At 50.0% G+C, this 18,122-nt stretch carries 20 protein-coding genes and 1 tRNA gene; 13 read left to right on the top strand and 8 right to left on the bottom strand.

The annotated features are described in order from the left end of the window. Positions 1-4: 4 nt before the first annotated feature. The 7 genes from L2097_RS17510 to L2097_RS17480 all read right to left on the bottom strand — a co-directional run bounded on the left by L2097_RS17510 (position 5) and on the right by L2097_RS17480 (position 7,766). Positions 5-1,096 (bottom strand): PTS fructose transporter subunit IIC, encoded by a 1,092-nt coding sequence (locus L2097_RS17510; RefSeq protein WP_250353385.1) that lies wholly within the window; start codon positions 1,094-1,096, stop codon positions 5-7. An 18-nt stretch (positions 1,097-1,114) separates the two neighbouring features. After that, the gene (locus tag L2097_RS17505) at positions 1,115-1,429 is read right to left on the bottom strand and encodes a PTS fructose transporter subunit IIB (RefSeq protein WP_039080096.1); all 315 of its coding nucleotides are present in this window, start codon (positions 1,427-1,429) and stop codon (positions 1,115-1,117) included. 19 nt (positions 1,430-1,448) lie between these two features. After that, entirely contained in the window at positions 1,449-1,919 is a 471-nt protein-coding gene (locus L2097_RS17500; RefSeq protein WP_047372558.1) for a PTS sugar transporter subunit IIA, read from the bottom strand. 25 nt (positions 1,920-1,944) lie between these two features. Then, positions 1,945-3,498 (bottom strand): BglG family transcription antiterminator, encoded by a 1,554-nt coding sequence (locus tag L2097_RS17495; protein WP_250353384.1) that lies wholly within the window; start codon positions 3,496-3,498, stop codon positions 1,945-1,947. Between the two features lie 238 nt (positions 3,499-3,736). Further along, positions 3,737-3,913 carry a hypothetical protein gene (locus L2097_RS17490; protein ID WP_250353383.1) on the bottom strand — a complete coding sequence of 59 codons (177 nt, stop codon included), beginning with the start codon at positions 3,911-3,913 and terminating at the stop codon, positions 3,737-3,739. A gap of 127 nt (positions 3,914-4,040) precedes the next feature. After that, positions 4,041-6,359 (bottom strand): alpha-xylosidase, encoded by a 2,319-nt coding sequence (gene yicI, locus L2097_RS17485; RefSeq protein ID WP_250353382.1) that lies wholly within the window; start codon positions 6,357-6,359, stop codon positions 4,041-4,043. Between the two features lie 12 nt (positions 6,360-6,371). After that, complete coding sequence (locus L2097_RS17480; RefSeq protein WP_250353381.1) at positions 6,372-7,766, bottom strand: glycoside-pentoside-hexuronide family transporter; 1,395 nt, start codon at positions 7,764-7,766, stop codon at positions 6,372-6,374. A 288-nt stretch (positions 7,767-8,054) separates the two neighbouring features. On the opposite strand from L2097_RS17480, the gene L2097_RS17475 reads away from it, so the two are divergent. From L2097_RS17475 to L2097_RS17460, 4 genes are all read left to right on the top strand, one after another. After that, positions 8,055-8,149 (top strand) — tRNA-Sec (locus tag L2097_RS17475). A gap of 149 nt (positions 8,150-8,298) precedes the next feature. Beyond that, positions 8,299-9,147 carry a phosphoribosyltransferase-like protein gene (locus L2097_RS17470; protein ID WP_250353380.1) on the top strand — a complete coding sequence of 283 codons (849 nt, stop codon included), beginning with the start codon at positions 8,299-8,301 and terminating at the stop codon, positions 9,145-9,147. Beyond that, positions 9,144-9,506 carry a hypothetical protein gene (locus L2097_RS17465; RefSeq protein ID WP_250353379.1) on the top strand — a complete coding sequence of 121 codons (363 nt, stop codon included), beginning with the start codon at positions 9,144-9,146 and terminating at the stop codon, positions 9,504-9,506. Before L2097_RS17470 ends, L2097_RS17465 begins: the two co-directional genes overlap by 4 nt. 270 nt (positions 9,507-9,776) lie before the next feature. After that, positions 9,777-10,811: a reverse transcriptase family protein gene (locus tag L2097_RS17460; RefSeq protein WP_250353378.1), complete on the top strand. Its 1,035-nt coding sequence runs from the start codon at positions 9,777-9,779 to the stop codon at positions 10,809-10,811. Positions 10,812-10,827: 16 nt separating this feature from the next. Here the strand turns inward: L2097_RS17460 and L2097_RS17455 are convergent, their stop codons facing one another. Further along, positions 10,828-11,019 carry a toxin-antitoxin system HicB family antitoxin gene (locus tag L2097_RS17455; RefSeq protein ID WP_250353377.1) on the bottom strand — a complete coding sequence of 64 codons (192 nt, stop codon included), beginning with the start codon at positions 11,017-11,019 and terminating at the stop codon, positions 10,828-10,830. 125 nt (positions 11,020-11,144) lie between these two features. Here L2097_RS17455 and L2097_RS17450 point away from each other — a divergent pair, with 125 nt between their 5' ends. The 9 genes from L2097_RS17450 (at position 11,145) to L2097_RS17410 (ending at position 18,095) form a co-directional block, all read left to right on the top strand. After that, complete coding sequence (locus L2097_RS17450) at positions 11,145-11,432, top strand: SymE family type I addiction module toxin (RefSeq protein WP_047372547.1); 288 nt, start codon at positions 11,145-11,147, stop codon at positions 11,430-11,432. Between the two features lie 277 nt (positions 11,433-11,709). Continuing rightward, positions 11,710-11,919: a YdgH/BhsA/McbA family protein gene (locus L2097_RS17445; RefSeq protein WP_047372544.1), complete on the top strand. Its 210-nt coding sequence runs from the start codon at positions 11,710-11,712 to the stop codon at positions 11,917-11,919. A gap of 264 nt (positions 11,920-12,183) precedes the next feature. Beyond that, the gene (locus L2097_RS17440) at positions 12,184-12,519 is read left to right on the top strand and encodes a hypothetical protein (protein WP_250353376.1); all 336 of its coding nucleotides are present in this window, start codon (positions 12,184-12,186) and stop codon (positions 12,517-12,519) included. 323 nt (positions 12,520-12,842) lie between these two features. Beyond that, positions 12,843-13,052 carry a YdgH/BhsA/McbA family protein gene (locus L2097_RS17435; RefSeq protein ID WP_047372544.1) on the top strand — a complete coding sequence of 70 codons (210 nt, stop codon included), beginning with the start codon at positions 12,843-12,845 and terminating at the stop codon, positions 13,050-13,052. Positions 13,053-13,284: 232 nt separating this feature from the next. Continuing rightward, positions 13,285-13,593 carry a hypothetical protein gene (locus tag L2097_RS17430; protein WP_250353375.1) on the top strand — a complete coding sequence of 103 codons (309 nt, stop codon included), beginning with the start codon at positions 13,285-13,287 and terminating at the stop codon, positions 13,591-13,593. Positions 13,594-13,834: 241 nt separating this feature from the next. Beyond that, positions 13,835-14,044, top strand: coding sequence for a YdgH/BhsA/McbA family protein (locus L2097_RS17425; RefSeq protein WP_229223204.1), 210 nt, complete (start codon positions 13,835-13,837; stop codon positions 14,042-14,044). Positions 14,045-14,393: 349 nt separating this feature from the next. Further along, on the top strand, positions 14,394-15,422 hold the full coding sequence (locus tag L2097_RS17420) for a virulence RhuM family protein (RefSeq protein WP_250353374.1): 1,029 nt from the start codon (positions 14,394-14,396) through the stop codon (positions 15,420-15,422). Between the two features lie 236 nt (positions 15,423-15,658). Continuing rightward, the gene (locus tag L2097_RS17415) at positions 15,659-15,868 is read left to right on the top strand and encodes a YdgH/BhsA/McbA family protein (protein WP_047372544.1); all 210 of its coding nucleotides are present in this window, start codon (positions 15,659-15,661) and stop codon (positions 15,866-15,868) included. A gap of 385 nt (positions 15,869-16,253) precedes the next feature. Beyond that, positions 16,254-18,095 (top strand): flagellin N-terminal helical domain-containing protein, encoded by a 1,842-nt coding sequence (locus L2097_RS17410; RefSeq protein ID WP_250353373.1) that lies wholly within the window; start codon positions 16,254-16,256, stop codon positions 18,093-18,095. Positions 18,096-18,122: the final 27 nt, after the last annotated feature.

Here is an 18,122-nt window from a genome sequence, read left to right as displayed (position 1 = left end):
CCGTTTATTCCAGGGTGAAGGTGATCTCTTCGTCTTTCAGTTTCTTATCACTGAGCTCGTCAAACTCTTCATCACGTTCGGTCACCGGTTTCTTCCACAGCGACAGCATCACACCGCAGATAACCGTGCCGATCCCCAACGCCAGGCAGAACAGCAGCGGATGGGTAAACAGCGGAACCACAAACATGCCACCGTGCGGAACAGGACTTTCCACACCCCACACCATGATCAGGCCGCCGGCAACCGCCGAGGCCACCACGCAGGAGCCGACCACACGCAGCAGGTCACGCGCCGCAATCGGGATAACCCCTTCGGTAATCATGCAGATCCCCATCGGGAAAGCCGCTTTCAGCGCTTCGCGTTCAGCGCGGGTGTATTTGTGACGCGTCAGCAGGAAAGAGAGGGTGATGCCGAACGGGGGAATGATGGAGCCAACAAACTTCACCGCTTCCGGCCCGTAGACGCCGCTGACCAGCAGACCATCGGCAAACAGCGACATGGTTTTGTTCACCGGGCCGCCGAAGTCGAACGTTGCCATCGCGCCAAGAATCGCCCCCATCAGGAAACGCGAGCCGCCCTGCATCGACTCCAGCATGTGGATCAGCGCTTCCTGCAACCAGGCGATAGGTTTGCCGATCAGCGTCATCATCAGCAGGCCGCCGATAATGGTGCTCAGGACAGGTAGCACCATGATGGGCATCAGACCCTGCATGGATTTCGGCAGGCGAATGTAGTGTTTAAGCAGCAGAACGGTGTAGCCCACCAGGAACCCACCCAGCATCCCGCCGATAAACCCGGTATGAATTTGCCCACAGACAAAGCCAACAATCAGGCCCGGCGCGAATCCGGGACGGTCAGCAATGGAGTAAGCAATAGCGGCGCTGATCAGAGGGACAATCAACCCCATTCCCCAGCCGCCAATCTGATTGAGCATCCAGGGGATGGTGCCCGTTTTTTCTCCAACGTTTGTGCCGCCGAGTACCTGGCCGAGGGCAATACAAATCCCTGCGGCCACAATTAACGGAATCATCCACGAGATGCCCGTCAAAAGATGTTTTTTTATTTCCTGCGAAACAGGAACTTTATTTTCACTCATGTGACCTCCAGATAAGGATCACGCATTAGCTAATGATTTTTCGACCTTTTCAAGAAACTGAACGGGTGATTTAATGACAATCTCGGTTTTAACTCGCACGATGCGTTTATTAATGAAGCGCTCTTCTCCTTTTATTTTGACATCGACCGCAAGAATAACGACGTCGGCTGCGGAAATATCTTCCGCCAGTAACTCATTTTCAGTACCGATAGTGCCCTGAGTTTCAACTTTAATATTATGCCCAAGCGCTTTCGCGCCTTTAATTAACTTCTCGCGGGCAATATACGTATGTGCAATACCCGCCGTACAGGCAGCAACACAAACAATATTCATAACATGCTCCACTTTTTATTTAGCAAACATCGGATTCGGCATATTGACTAAACAAGTCAATAATCTTTTGTGGACTGCTCTCTTCCAGTAATTGCTCGATGATCTCTTCATCCGCCAGCGCACCCGCCACCTGAGAAAGCAGACGAATATGCGTCGTGTTTTGATCTTCAAGCCGTACAGCAAATAAAATAATGCAGCGCACATTACTGCCATCCAGGGTTTCCCAGGGAATATCGTGACGTGTGCGTCCAATCGCCAGGGTGGTATTGACCACCGCCGAGGATTTACCATGAGGTATCGCGATATGATTTTCGAAACCGGTCGACCCTTCTGATTCACGTTGCCAGACATCCTGAATAAATGTTTCCCGGCAACTAATTGCGCCATCTTTTTGCAAAAGGTCGGTTAATTCCTCAATCGCCTCCGTTTTGTTCGTAGCTTTCATATCTAAAATAACGCGATTCGTATTCAGGATTTTTGTTATGTCCATTAAACATACCTCATGGATTCAGATATTAATGTTCGACGACCAAAGACGTCGCACGATGCAATTTTTCCGTAATCACCGTTTCCGTCACGCGCTTAATATCGGCATCATTAAAAAAGGCGGTGACGTATACCACTGGCAGAGCAATGGCCGGCAGATTGATCGTCGAGACAACCAGTTCAATATCGTCCGTCAGTACGAACGGCAGGCTCCCCGCAGAGACCACGCCAACGATGGTCCAGTCCGGGAAGGCGCGCAGAATGCGGCTTTTCAACAGATGCGAGGTGCCGATACCCGTCGAACAGACCAGCAGTACGCGCTTGCGAGCAATCTGTCGTTCCATCGCCGCCTGGAAATGCACGGTCAGATAACCGATTTCATCTTCCGATACCGCCTGATCGCCCCAGCCGCTGAACACCCGGTTCACCGCACACTGGGTCAGCCGCCAGACGTCCTGCAATTCGCCTTTGATATCATCGAGCAGCGGATTGCGGATACGAATCTGGTAATTGAGCCTGTTAATCAATGGTTTAATATGAATCAGCAATCCGTCGTACAGCGCGATGTCCTGACTAAAGTCGCTGTCGACCATATCGGCGAAGGTGGCGATAAGCCGGTGGGTAAGCAACCGGGCCTCGTCGCTGGAGTGCATATGGCCAATCACGCTGACGTCGTTATGCTCTTCAATGACCACGCCGGAAGAGATAATGTACTGATAAATAAACCAGACTTCGTCTTCCGGTAGCGGGTGGACGATGCGTTGCTCAATCCGCTGGATCATACGGCTGGCAACAGCAAAGATGTTTTCATCAAAGGCACTGGCGTTGTCGTCTTTTTTTGGCAACGCATTGCCCCGCGTAATGCGGTACATCATGATTAAAATATGGGTGAAAATATTAACGTAATAAGGTTCACCCAATGACCAGCAGAGATCGTTTTCCATCTCTTGTAATAAGGACTGAACGAATAAAACGTCTTCTTCACCAAAGTAATGAACCAGTGCGTTATAACTGCCCGGATCGAGGCGGGAATAGATCACGCTGCCAGGTTCGTTATGATTAATAACGCCATTAATTAACGAAGCCATTGCCTGACGCACGCTGCTTTCGCTGCCTTCAATATGCGTTCCGCTCTGGCTGCGTATTAATGTCAATCCCAGCGGGGCAATCCACGACTCAATCACCTTCAGGTCATTCACAATCGAAGCGCTGCTAATAAAATAGCGTTCCGATAATTTACTGATGGACGTTTCATGTGGCGTTTCGCTTAATAATTGCGACGCGATTTTCACGCGCCGGGAATTGTTCATCATGCCATCGGTATCATCGGCTTCGGTACCAAGCAACTGGTCGAGGTGCAACAGGTCTGTAATATTATCTGCACTGAGCATGACCCCAGCACCGGCACGTTTATTGATGCCAATATTCCATTCTGCCAGCCACGGTTCGAGGATGCGTAAATCCCGCTGAATGGTTTTTTCCGAAACATTTAAATATTCAGCAATTTTTAATAAAGTGATAAATTCCCTTCGCGGGAGAAGGAATTTCAATAATCTGTTTTGTCGCGAGGTAATCATTTGCATTATTTACCCTTACACAGATTAAAAATAATGATGAAGCTCTAAAACAGGTAAGCTCCGCTTGCAATCCGTGATGATAAATATAAAAGGGCATTGAAATAACGACAATACTAAATCGTGTCCTGCCTTCCGGACAAAAAATAAGACAACAAGCGGGATCTCAGAGATATTTACAGCGCAGATCACACTTTTCGCGATAATTAACGTGATAGCGCTCGCAAATATGGGGAGGATAAAAATTTTAAATCGGATAATTCTTTTGTGGATGTCTGGCGTTGCTCGTGTCAGGTACAAAAACCCCGGTGGCGCTGCGCTTACCAGGGCTACCGGCCAGCCCCCCAACGCACGAACCGTAGCCCGGAAAAGGCGTTTGCGCCGCTGCCGGGAGTTCAGCAGCGGCGCGGCCAATGACCCTCACCCCGGCCCCTCCCTAAAAGGGTGAGGGGGAAGGGCACAGTGTCCCGACCTGCTCGATCGGTCCCCTCTCCCTTGAGGGAGAGGGTTAGGGTGAGGGGGACATAGCCGCTCCCTAACCCAAGACCACCCTACAACGTAATCACCAGCTCACCGCCCGCTGGCGTCACTACCACGCCCCCTTCGCTACCGGCCTGTGACCCCCCCTCTACCCCATGCACCTGCGGTACATTGCGCAGACACAGCGTCCAGTTACGGGCCTCGCCGTGCCCCTTCACGGTAATAACGTTGTCAGAACGCGTCGCCGTCAGCGTAAAGACCACCGAGCCATCGGTCGCAGGCAACTGACAAACGGCGCGCTGCCTGTCGTCGAGCGCAAACAGCTGGAAGGCGGTGCCCACATGCCACGCGTAATCCGGCCTCTGGCTGTTATTGCCCAGCGCCAGCAGCGTATTGCCACGCACATACACCGGCAGGCTTTGCATATCGTGAACCTGCTTATGCCAGCGGCTGCCCTGTATTTCTTCGTTATGCCACAGATGCGTCCAGCGCCCTTCCGGCAGATAAAACTGCACATCGCCTGACTCACTGAATACCGGCGCCACCATCACGCTATCGCCCAACATATACTGCCTGTCGAGATAGTCGCAGGCCGGGTCATCCGGGAACTCCAGCATCATGGCGCGCAGCATCGGCGTGCCGCACTCGTTGGCCAGCGCCGCCTGGCGATAGAGATACGGCATCATCCGGCATTTCAGTTCGGTGAAATGGCGCACCACGTCGCAGGACTCGTCATCGTACGCCCACGGCACGCGGTAGGATTTGCTGCCGTGCAGGCGGCTGTGGCTGGAGAGCAGCCCGAACGCGCACCAGCGTTTATACACATGCGCAGGCGCGGTATTTTCGAAGCCGCCAATATCGTGGCTCCAGAAACCGAACCCGGACAGGCCAATCGACAGCCCGCCGCGCAGGCTTTCCGCCATCGATTCGTAGTTGGCGTAGCAGTCGCCCCCCCAGTGCACCGGGAACTGCTGCGCGCCAACGGAGGCCGAACGGGCAAACAGCACCGCCTCTTTCTCCCCCACCGTTTCTTTGAGCACGTTCCACACCAGTTCGTTGTAGATGTACGCATAATGGTTGTGCATTTTCTGCGGGCAGGCACCATCATGCCACACCACATCAGTCGGGATGCGCTCGCCGAAGTCGGTTTTAAAGCAGTCGACGCCGATATCTACCAGCCCTTTCAGCTTGTCGGCATACCATTTACAGGCGTCCGGGTTGGTGAAGTCGTAAATCGCCAGCCCCGGCTGCCATTTATCCCACTGCCACAGGGAGCCATCCGGGCGTTTGAGCAGATAGCCCTTCTCTTTCAGCTCTTTAAACACCGGCGATTTCTGGCCGATATAGGGGTTAATCCAGACGCAGACTTTCAGCCCTTTGGCTTTCAGGCGGCGGATCATCCCTTCCGGGTCCGGGAAGGTGACTGGATCCCATTCAAAATCACACCACTGGAAGGCCTTCATCCAGAAGCAGTCGAAGTGGAAGACGTGCAGCGGCAGGTTGCGTTCCGCCATGCCGTCGATAAAGCTGTTCACCGTCGCTTCGTCGTAGTTGGTGGTAAATGACGTAGTGAGCCACAACCCGAACGACCACGCAGGCGGCAGCGCCGGACGCCCGGTAAACTGCGTATAGCGGTTGAGCACCTCTTTCGGCGTCGGGCCGTCGATCACGAAGTACTCCAGGTACTCGCCCTCCACGCTGAACTGCACTTTGGAGACCTTCTCGGACCCCACCTCAAACGACACGTTTTCCGGGTGGTTCACCAGCACGCCATAGCCGCGGTTGGTCAGGTAGAACGGGATGTTTTTGTACGACTGCTCGGTGCTGGTGCCGCCGTCGCGGTTCCAGGTGTCCACCGTCTGGCCGTTACGCACCAGCGCGGTAAAGCGCTCGCCCAGGCCATACACCGTTTCGCCGACGCCGAGGTCCAGGCGCTCGAACATATAGTTGCGCGCGGTGTTGCCATCCTGCACGTAGCCGTTGTTTTTCACCTGGCTACCGGTAATGCGCACGCCGTTGCGCAGGAAGTCCAGCGACCAGAATTCACCTTTCGTCACCCGCACGCTCAGGTTGCCGCTTTTCAGTTCGGCAAATTCAGTGGTGTTTTGCATCTCAACTTTTACATCGCTCAGGACGTTGAGCGGATAGTGCGGGCCGTTATCCAGCGCCCCCTGGAAGTGCTCAATGCGCACGCCCACCACACCTTCCTGCGGCGAGAAGAAACGCAGAGTGAAAAGCGGCGTGTCCAGCTGCCAGGTGCGCTCACGCACATCGCGCGGCGCAGCATAAACCACCATCTCGTTCCCCTGTTGTTCCACGTCGAACACCTGAATGGGGTGGATGAGGTTCAGCCCAGGCTGAATAAGCCAGTTTCCATCACTGATTTTCATAACAACGTCCTCTTAGTTTTGAAATTCTTTGTTCGCTGACAGGCCTTCAAACTCCTGCTCGTTGCGACGCGCACCCTGCGCCAGTTCCGCCATCATCTTGACGAGGAACGGGGTTTTCAGGGTGTAAAAGCGTTTGGCGATAATGGCGCTCAGCAGGTAGCAGATGGCCGGTACGATGGTGAACAGGGCAATGATGATGCTGATGGTGGCGCTGTTCTGGCTGCTGGCCGCCGCGTTATAACCGCCGCCTGCCAGCATCCAGCCGATCAGCGCACCACCCAGTGCAAGGCCCAGTTTGAGTACGAACAGCGTGCCCGCAAAGCTGATACCGGTGAGGCGTTTACCGTTGCGCCATTCGCCGTAGTCGACGGTGTCGGACATCATCACCCACTGGATTGGCGTCACCAGCTGGTGCAGTACGCCAATCACGAAGATAAAGATGAACATGGTGATGTTGGCGGCCACCGGCACGAAGAACATCGCCAGGCTGACCACCGCCAGCGCGGCGTTGGTCCACCAGAAGACGCTGACTTTGCATTTCCAGTCGGTAAGCGGTTTGGCCAGCGCGGAGCCAATCAGGTTGCCCACGCAGTAGGTGGTGAGGAACAGAGTGAAGATGCCCGCGGAACCCATAATCCAGGTGCAGTAGTACATCATCGCGCCGCCACGTACGCAGACGGCGAGGATATTGAGGATGGTGAGTAACCCGACGATACGCCACTGGTCGTTTTGCCAGATGTCGCGCAGATCTTCACGCATCGGCGTGGTGCTCGGCGGCACCTGGATGCGCTCTTTGGTGGTAAAAAAGCAGAACGCCAGCATCATAAAGGCAACTACCGAGAGCACCGCAATGCCGCCCTGGAAGCCAAACGCTTTGTCGTCGCCGCCAATCAGGTTGACCAGTGGCATCATCAGCACGGTGGAGAGCATGCCGCCCGCCGTCGCCAGCACGAAGCGCCAGGATTGCAGGGAGATGCGCTGTTTCGGGTCGTCGGTGATGACGCCGCCCAGCGCGCAGTAAGGAATATTGACCACGGTGTAAAGCAAAGTGAGCAGTGTGTAGGTGACGGCGGCATAAATCAGTTTGCCGCTGTGGCTGAGGTCCGGCGTGCTGTAGGCCAGGACGCAGACGAGGCCAAACGGGATGGCACCGAACAAAATCCACGGGCGGAATTTCCCCCAGCGGCTGCGCGTTCGGTCGGCAATCAGGCCCATGCAGGGGTCGGAGATGGCGTCGAGGGCGCGCGCCAGCAGGAACATGGTGCCGACAAACCCGGCGGGAATGCCGAAGATGTCAGTATAGAAGAACATCATATAGAGCATGACGTTGTCGAAGATAATATGGCTGGCGGCATCGCCCATGCCGTAGCCAATTTTTTCTTTCACGGAAATGATATGCGAGTTCATGTTGATTCCTTAGCGCTCAAAAGTTGCACTGAGACCGGTTACAGTGGTTGTAAACCATCGCCTTTTGCGCCGGAATTGCGTTTTCTGGTTATCAAATTACGTTTCTTCTTTTCTGTGATCGCGGTTGCGCTAAAGAGGGGATTATTACTAAGTCACGGAATAAATTAGGATTTAACTGAAACGTACTGAAATGCGGACAGCAGACCGAGAAAAAAGTGTGATGGGGGATGTGGTAAATGGTTGAAAGTGGCTATAATGCGCCCCGCCTCCATGTAGCAATCGAGGCGCGGAAGATCGTCGTCTCCGGTGAGGCGGCTGGACTTCAAATCCAGATGGGGTCGCCAGCGATCCCGGGCAGGTTCGACTCCTGTGATCTTCCGCCAGTACAAAACCTCCCGTTCTATTTAGTATGAGAATTTACTACCCCCCAAAAGACAGTAAAACATTCCAGTTAAACGATAAAAAAATGTACAAATATAAACTTATTATATAAACTACCTTAATGTGTTGTTTATAAGACAATTTTATTATAATGAACAGAAAATCATTCAACATAATAATGTCGTTAATTCAAAAACAGCCTTGGCTCAGCAATAAAACCGATTTGGTTGAACATCTTCTATTTGATGAATGTGATGATGATTTAACTCGGGAGTTAGTAATTGAGCTTATTAATCGGTTCGAATACTTAGACAATGATAGATATCAATTGTTAATGCGTGAAATTGCTCTCGAAATAGTGACAGAGCCTAACTTATTTGAGCAATCTACGTTAATTTCAGCAATGAGCGTAGGTTCAGATGCTGATAGTGGACAGGCAATTATTTATTCTTTGAAGTTATTGCTTCAAGAACAAAATTGGACAAAACATAAATTTGTTAATGACGCCTTGCATGCACTTAAGACTTTTAAAAAACATGCCCCACTTAAAGATATAATTATTGTTGATGAATTTATTGGCACTGGCCAAACTGTGTTGGGTCGCGTAAAAACCATTAGGGAGCAGTTTGCAAACGCATCTATATCTGATTATACAATTAAAATTAAGGTGTTAGCCTCAACAGAATTCGGATTAAATAACATCCTAGAAGCAGGGGTGGATGTCACTTCAAAATTAATATTAAAAAAAGGTATATCACAACATTATGACGAAGTAGAGGTTCAATCAAAAATTGATTTAATGCTTAAACTTGAAGATATATTATCGCGTGATTACAATAACAGAGAAATGCCAAGCTTGGGTTACGGAAAAGCAGAGTCTTTATATTATAGATCAAACACAAACTTACCAAACAGTGTTTTCCCAATATTTTGGTGGGCTGAGTACAAAACAAAAAAAATCCGCAAAACATTATTACTGAGAGCGATGGGGGATGCATGAAAAACAATGAGCACGATAATATTGAAATGGAAATCCTAAGCACGCTTTTTTCAGCCAGCCAAAATAAACTTGACGGCTTCTCGGTTTATCGCAGGATCCGAATTTCTTTTCAAGAATTTAACTCCATTACCAAAAACCTCGAAAAAAAACAACTAATTCGATTTGATGGAATGCTTATAATACTGACACCTGATGGCCATGACTTTATACTTAAAAATCACAACTTGATTTATAGTAAGTGTAAAAAATGGCGTTCAGTACCTGAATCAATGTTAGGATTCAAACTTGAAAAAGACTATAAATATGTCCCAAGCGTTAGGCTTTTAGACATAAATTTAAAAAATGGCATTGACAAATAATATCAATAGTGGGAAATTAAATTGTGGCTTACAGAAGCTAGTATGATAGAGTGGAGTCGCTCTCATGATTAGGTCCGGGTTAACCCAGTCCACAACAATTGCTAGGTTTAGCAATTGTTGCGGGGGCAATAATAAAATCTCACAGCGAAGTCTTTCGCTGCTCGATTTTGTTATTCGGATAGAATCAGCAAATTTTCGCGTTCCCGCAAAATTTTGCTGCTCCTATCCACTGGCTAAAGTATTGAAGGTATCTTCTGTAAGCCATCTCTTATGAAAAAATCATTAAGGCAAGACGATATATCCTCATGGTTAGTTTTTTTTCGTGATAGAGGGATTTCTGAAAGTTTAATATCTGCATACATCCCTTATATTCTCAAGCTAAAAAAAACCAATTCCCCTATCATATTTGAAAAACAACATCTAGCGCATTTAATAGGCATAGATGAAATTACTCTCGACAAAATAATAAATTCAACGCATAGTTTTTACAGAAAATTTTCCATCCTTAAGAAAAGAGGTGGAATTCGAGAAATAGTAGCACCTTATCCATCATTATTACAATGTCAGAAGTGGATTTATAATAACATTCTGAAATGCAATGCTGTACATGAAGCATGTCATGGGTTTACCTCTCAAAGATCTATTATTACAAATGCTCGAATTCATACTAATCAAAAATGTTTGCTTAAAATGGATCTTGCCAATTTCTTTCCGTCAATACCAATAAATTGGGTAATAAAATTCTTCCAACAATTAGGATATGCCAATAACGTCTCATTTTATCTTGCCACTATTTGTTGCTATGACGGATTTTTGGCACAAGGTGCAGCGACTAGTCCTTACCTATCTAATTTGCTATTAGTTAAATTAGATGAAAGAATATCAAGGCTTTGTGAAAAATATCATTTGAGATATACTCGTTATGCAGATGACTTAACACTCTCTGGAGATTACATTCCTAGTGATTTTTCAGATTTAGTTAAAGAAATAATTGATAGCTATGGTTTAAAAATTAATCCAGAAAAAACAGCTTTACTAATCAACTCTAATAAGAAAATTGTTACCGGTATATCAGTTAGCAGTGAGCATATTAAAGTCCCCAGAGAATTCAAAAGAAAACTAAAGAATGAAATCCATTTCATTATGAAATATGGATATATTTCGCATATCAATCAAATAAAGATTCGGGATCCGAACTATCTTCACTCACTCTTAGGTAAGGTAAACTTTTGGTTACAAGTTGAACCTAATAATTTGCAAGCTCAGACTGCTCGTGATTTTATCAAAAATATCCTTAAAAAATAAAAATCATCAAATCAATTTATCCCTTTGGCTCCACTCCCCTACCCCGCAATGCCTCCCTCGCCAGTTCTTTTAACCAACTGGCGAGGCTTACCCCTTCTTCTGCCGCTGCGGCATCCAACTGCGCCTTCAATGCCGGATCAATACGCATTTTGAACTGCGGTGACTGACCGCCGCCTTTTGGTTTTTTTTCGCGCGATATGATTGACATGAGGCCACCTATTTATTTAATCTGGTTCACATAGGAGGCCACCTAACCACCTATTCAATCAACGCTCCAACGGTGCAGCAACACCACCGGAGCGTCTAACCTCACCAACTATCAAGGAGTTGATTATGGCTGATTTGCATTCTAACCTGGACTTTACGCCTGCTGGAACCGAACGCCAGTTAATTGTGGGATATCGCCCGCATCATGGCGACACCAGCACGCCGAGTTTAACGCTTTCCGGCAAGTGGCTGCGTGAAGCGGGGTTCGACACCGGACGTCAGGTGAGCGTAAAGGTGATGGACGGTTGTATTGTGCTGATGACCGATAGCGACAAAGAACAAATGCTGTCAGAAGAGTTAAAGCAGGCGAAGCGAGCGTTGAAGGAAATTAAAGGCGCGCTTGCGGCAGCGTGAAGTCGAATCACCCCGGATGCGGCGTAAAACGCCTTATCCGGGCTACACCGTAGCCCCGGTTAGCGCAGCGACACCGGGGTTTCAGTGCCCAATAGAGGCGGCACACCTTTCTCCCTATCTCTGCATCCGCGCCCACAAACATGCTCAAAACATGTTCTATTTTTTTGAACGTTATCGGCAAATAGTTTAGATTTTCATCACCCGATGGTCGGTCTATTATTCATCACATCAGGGCAACACGCCCTATCACGAACAAAATAACTTAAGGAATACGACCATGAAATCCATCAAAACTTTCGTTGCAGTTGCCGCTCTCTCCATGATGTCCTTCGGTGCTTTCGCCCAGAGCGTGAGCGCCAGCGCCTCCACCATTGACGGTGCAGAAGCCAAAATCGCCGCACAGGCACAGCAGGAAGGCGCGTCTTACAAAATTACCGAAGCGACCGTGAACAACGTTGTTCACATGACCGCTGAACTGAGCAAATAAGACCGGATGGTCGCAGAGGGAGCTGCCGGACAGGTCGCCGTAAGGCGGCCGGTTTCGCCCTCAAAGACAACCCTTCAGGCCCCTTCGGGGGCTTTTTTGCGTTTGTAATCCCGTAAATATTGCACCGCCGGGTTCCCGGATGCGGCGCACGCGCCTTATCCGGGCTACGCCTGCTTTTTTACGTCTATAAATAGAGTAACCTTATTAACCCTGTGTGGCTGACGACAAGCTCCCCTCATTTATGTGTTAAAAGGTCGCTTCAGAATGAAACCAGTTATCGCCCTCGTCGCATCTTTATTATTCGCAATATCTTTCCAGTCATTCGCCGCTGAGAAAAAGTCTGCCGAGACCTGTAAGCCACAGGCCATTTCAGAAGCCAAAAAACTGCTGGCCTTTTATCGTGATAATGATGACAGGGCGGAAATTGATGACCATGTCATCCCGCTGGCAAAACGCCAAAACCCGCAAAACACATCACAATATTTCGATGTATTGCAGGTATGGGGAAATATCTATAAAGGCAAATATCGGATGCGGTTTATCTTCCTTAATGACTGCACGCTGATGGGCGAAGAAATCCTCGAATACGCAAACCCATAACACTGGCAGTGCATCTGTGGGTAAGCAGTAACAAAAGCATCGCGCCGCTGAATTCCCGGATGCGGCGTAAAACGCCTTATCCGGGCTACACCGTAGCCCCGGTAAGCGCAGCGACACCGGGGTTTCAGTGCCCGAGAGGAGCGACGTGGTTTTCCCCCTTTCCCCTGCATCCAGCGCCCGCAAATACCGTTCAAATCATATTCTATTTTTTTGAATATTATCGGCAAATAGTTTAGATTTTCATCACCCGATGGTCGGTCTATTATTTATCACATCAGGGCAGAACGCCCTACTCCGAACAAAATAACTTAAGGAATACGACCATGAAATCCATCAAAACTTTCGTTGCAGTTGCCGCTCTTTCCATGATGTCCTTCGGTGCTTTCGCACAGAGCGTGAGCGCCAGCGCCTCCACCATTGACGGCGCAGAAGCAAAAATCGCCGCACAGGCACAGCAGGAAGGCGCGTCTTACAAAATTACCGAAGCGACCGTGAACAACGTTGTTCACATGACCGCTGAACTGAGCAAATAAGACCGGATGGTCGCAGAGGGAGCTGCCGGACAGGTCGCCGCAAGGCGGCCGGTTTCGCCCTCAAAGACAACCCTTCAGGCCCCTTCGGGGGCTTTTTTGCGTTTGTAATCCCGTAAATATTGCACCGCCGGGTTCCCGGATGCGGCGCACGCGAGAGACGCATGGTGTGCCCCAACCTGTAAGGCGAACGTACATGTTCGGGAAGATTTCCAGATAAGAAAGGAAAAGCGCGATGAGCAATACAAACACTCCCGCATGGAAATTTAACGATCCGCCGAATGTTGCAGTGATTGCCAGAAAGAGTATTTTCACCCACGGTGATGCCATCGTCTATGTCACGCACGATAGCGATGATGGATGCTGGCAGTTTCACACCGCCCAGCCAGAAGCCGTGGATATCAATGATGCCTGCCTGGTGAGTTTGCAGAGTATTGTTGAGCACGACCCGACGATAGAGCAACTCGCCGCCCTGCCGCTGGGGTGGTGCGCATCGCGTTCGTCGGTGCATCAAGGCTGGGAAATGGGCCCGCTGGCAGAGTGAAAGTGTGTGCGTAGCCCCGGTAAGCGCAGCGACACCGGGGTTTCAGTGCCCGAGAGGAGCGACGTGGTTTTCCCCCTTTCCCCTGCATCCAGCGCCCGCAAATACCGTTCAAATCATATTCTATTTTTTTGAATATTATCGGCAAATAGTTTAGATTTTCATCACCCGATGGTCGGTCTATTATTTATCACATCAGGGCAACACGCCCTATCCCGAACAAAATAACTTAAGGAATACGACCATGAAATCCATCAAAACTTTCGTTGCAGTTGCCGCTCTCTCCATGATGTCCTTCGGTGCTTTCGCCCAGAGCGTGACCGCCAGCGCCTCCACCATTGACGGTGCAGAAGCAAAAATCGCCGCACAGGCCCATCAGGAAGGCGCGTCTTACAAAATTACCGAAGCGACCGTGAACAACGTTGTTCATATGACCGCTGAACTGAGCAAATAAGACCGGATGGTCGCAGAGGGAGCTGCCGGAAAGGTCGCCGCAAGGCGGCCGGTTTCGCCCTCAAAGACAACCCTTCAGGCCCCTTCGGGGGCTTTTTTGCGTTTGTAATTCGGTAAATATTGCACCGTCGGGTTCCCGGATGCGGCGTAAACGCCTTATCCGGGCTACGCGTTTCGGGGGCTTTTTTGCGTTTGTAATCCGGTAAATATTACGCCGCTGGGTTCCCGGATGGCGGCGCTGGTATCTTGTCGGCCAATAGGTGTTATGCCCATATCAGTTGTTCACCTAATGAACCGCAGGCTGTGTTTCTGGCATACTTGATAGATTCGGCTCGCGATTCGGAGGTGGCATGACAAATGGAGAATTAACCCAATCCCCCGCAGGTGAATTCTTAATGTTTACCAGCGGCGACGGGAAAGTGCGTATTGAATGTCGCTTCGAGAACGATACTCTTTGGCTTTCTCAGGCAATGATTTGCGACCTGTATGGCAAAGCCAAATCCACTATCAGTGGGCATATAAAGAATATCTTCGACGACGCAGAGTTGGACGAAAATTCAGTTGTTCGGTTTTACCGAACAACTGCCGTCGATGGAAAAACATATAATGTTCAATTCTTTAGTTTGCCGCTAATTCTCGCCGTCGGCTACCGCGTCCGTTCCATTCGAGGCACGCAATTCCGCCAGTGGGCAACGCAAACGCTTCAGGAATACCTTGTGAAAGGTTTCGTGATGGATGATGAGCGTTTGAAAAATCCACCCGTGGGTTCTTCAGCTGTTCCTGATTATTTCGATGAGATGCTCGAACGCATCCGCGATATCCGCGCCAGTGAACGCAGGGTTTATTTACGGGTTCGTGAGATCTTTGCCCTTGCCGCTGACTACCAACCTTCGCTCAAAGAGACCACGCTTTTTTTTCAAACCATCCAGAACAAACTGCATTTTGCCTGCACCGGCCGTACTGCGGCGGAACTCATCAACCAACGCGCTAACGCCAGTAAACCGCATATGGGGTTGACCAGTTACAAAAGTGAAGAAGTGCGCAAAAGCGATGTTACGGTAGCCAAAAATTATCTCAGTCCTGAAGAGATCGGCGAACTCAATCGTGTGGTCAATATGTGGCTGGATTTTGCCGAAGACCAGGCCCGCCGACGCAAACAGGTTTTCCTGCATGACTGGCAGATAAAGTTGGATCAGTTTCTGCAATTTAACGACCGTGAGGTGTTAAAGGATGCGGGTTCTGTCAGTAAGAAGGCCGCTGACGAAAAAGCACAGGCTGAATATGTTCAATTTGCCGAGCAGCAACGTCGCCTGAAAGAGGCTGAGGGTGAAAAAGATATTACGGGATTGGTCAAATGGGAAACAAAGGCCGGGAAATAGCATTTAACCCGGCAAGTACCGCGCCGCCAGGTTCCTTCCCGGATGCGGCGTAAAACGCCTTATCCGGGCTACAAACACCCCGCATTCATCCCCCACAAACACGTTCAAATTATGTTCTATTTTTTTGAACGTTATCGGCAAATAGTTTAGATTTTCATCACCCGATGGTCGATCTATTATTCATCACATCAGGGCAACACGCCCTATCCTGAACAAATAACTTAAGGAATACGACCATGAAATCCATCAAAACTTTCGTTGCAGTTGCCGCTCTCTCCATGATGTCCTTCGGTGCTTTCGCCCAGAGCGTGAGCGCCAGCGCCTCCACCATTGACGGCGCAGAAGCAAAAATCGCCGCACAGGCACAGCAGGAAGGCGCGTCTTACAAAATTACCGAAGCGACCGTGAACAACGTTGTTCACATGACCGCTGAACTGAGCAAATAAGACCGGATGGTCGCAGAGGGAGCTGCCGGACAGGTCGCCGCAAGGCGGCCGGTTTCGCCCTCAAAGACAACCCTTCAGGCCCCTTCGGGGGCTTTTTTGCGTTTGTGATTGGGTAAACTCCGGGTCGCTAATCGGTGTTAATCGTCCTGAGGCACAACCTCATCAATCAATAACTTCCCCAACCTACCTTATTTCGTAGTCTGCGGAATTTTATCGATTTAAATTCCAGTTTAAAAAAATTTTACAGCACAATATTTCACATATAAACGTCTGCGACGCCTGCACCAGTCAAAAACACCTTACCTTTCACATCAAGCTGACTTAACGGAAATTATCTCCCTAAAGAAAATGCGGCCATGCCGATAATGAATGCCAGGGAATATTTGTGAGCAAGGTAATGATTAGTCTAAAAACTAACGTCTCAGCGCTAAATGTCCAAAAGCAGTCCGCCAAAAGCTCATCCGCGCTGGAAACGGCCATTCGTCGTCTCTCCTCAGGGATGCGCATTAACAGTGCCAGTGACAATGCCGGCGATGCTTTATCGATGATTGATACCGCTGAAAGCGCGTTGAATGAAGTGAATAACCGGTTGCAGCGCATCCGTGAATTAACGGTGCAGGGGCTGAATGGTACTTACTCACAAACGGATTCCGATGCTATTCAGGCGGAAATCAACCTCAACCTGAAGGCCATCGACGAAATTAATCGCACGTCTCAATTTAATGGTATTTCACTTTTAAACGGCAGCGCGGGTAAAGTCGGCTTTCAGGTGGGTGCGAACGACAACCAGAAAATCGACCTTAATCTCTCTGCGCCGGGCATGAGCGTTGCTGAAATTGGCCTGAAAGACCTCGTGATCAGCGGCATCAGCAATAATGTTGTGGATACAAACGGCTATACCAGCACGGCCTATAATATTTCTCTTAACAGCAGCTCGGTCACGGTGAGCTATACCGCTGCGGGCATAACGTCGCCTCAGTTGGTCAGAAGCACGGCCAACAGCCAGTATTATATTCAGGGAACGGATACCAACGGCAACGCCGTATTTCTTCCGGCGAGCGTGTCGGCGGACTGGTATACGCAGACCGGCACCGGCACCGTGTCTGTTTCGGCAAGCAGCGCAACCAAGCTCTATAGCGATGTCAGCCAGATACCTGCCCGCGCTATAACGCCCCTCACGATGGTAGATACTACTGGCACAACGTTAAGCGGCACCACACTGACTCACGCCAACGGGCAGTACTACATTGAGCAGGATGATTTTTATTATCCAGCGACCTTGAGTTTTGGCACATCCGGCGCGGTAACCGCAACCATGACCAGCACCAGCGGCCTGCTGGATACTGACTTTGCGACGCTGCCAGCGCAGGTCACCACCACGCCAGCCATAGACACCAGCACGACGGCAACCACGTTTACCGATGCCAATGGCAGCACGGTGTCAGGCAGGCTGGTGAAATCAGGCAGCCAGTACATGATGGAAATGAGCGATGGCAGCGGGAGTTTTCGTTACTACCCGGCCACGGTAAACGCCACGACGGACGGGACCACTACCGCATTACACGTCATAGCCACCAGCAGCACCAGTCAAAATGGTTTTACCGCTGTGACCAGTGTCAGCGGGCGTTCGCATGTGACTCTGGACCCCGCGAAAGTGGACGTGACATATACCGATGCGGATGGAAACACATTTAATGACGCACTTCGCCTGGATAGCGACGGCAAGTACTATATGGACCTGCCCGCCAGCACCACCTATGGTGCAAAGACCGCCACACTGGCGCTGCAAAATGATCTGACGAACACATTTTATTTGAAAACGCTTAACGGCGTTGGCGCGGTGCAGATTTATTACAGAACAGCGCTGGGCTCCAGTACCGATGCGTCCACTAATTTCACTACACTTAGCGTGTGGGAAACAGGGGCAGAGATCCGCTTACGCCACCCGGAAAATCCGCTGGCCGCCATTGATAACGCGATTAGTCAGGTTGATTCGCGCCGCACCGAGTTGGGTGGCGTCGCCAACAGATTGACGTCCGTAAAAAATGCGCAGGGCAATGCGGCAGCCACCACGGCAGCGACCCGCTCCAGAATTGAAGATGCGGATTACGCTGCTGAGGTATCGGCGATGACAAGGGCGCAAATCCTGCAACAATCCAGTATGCAGGTGCTGGCAAAGGCAAATATGACGCCAGAGATCGTGCTGTCGCTGCTGAAAGGTGGCTGATTTAGCGGGGAGAGTTGATCCGAATGC

Origin of the sequence: Citrobacter sp. MNAZ 1397 (genome assembly GCF_023613995.1) — a bacterium.
In the GTDB taxonomy this organism is placed as follows: Bacteria; Pseudomonadota; Gammaproteobacteria; order Enterobacterales; family Enterobacteriaceae; genus Phytobacter; species Phytobacter ursingii.
This window is presented reverse-complemented; position numbering and strand designations above follow the sequence as displayed.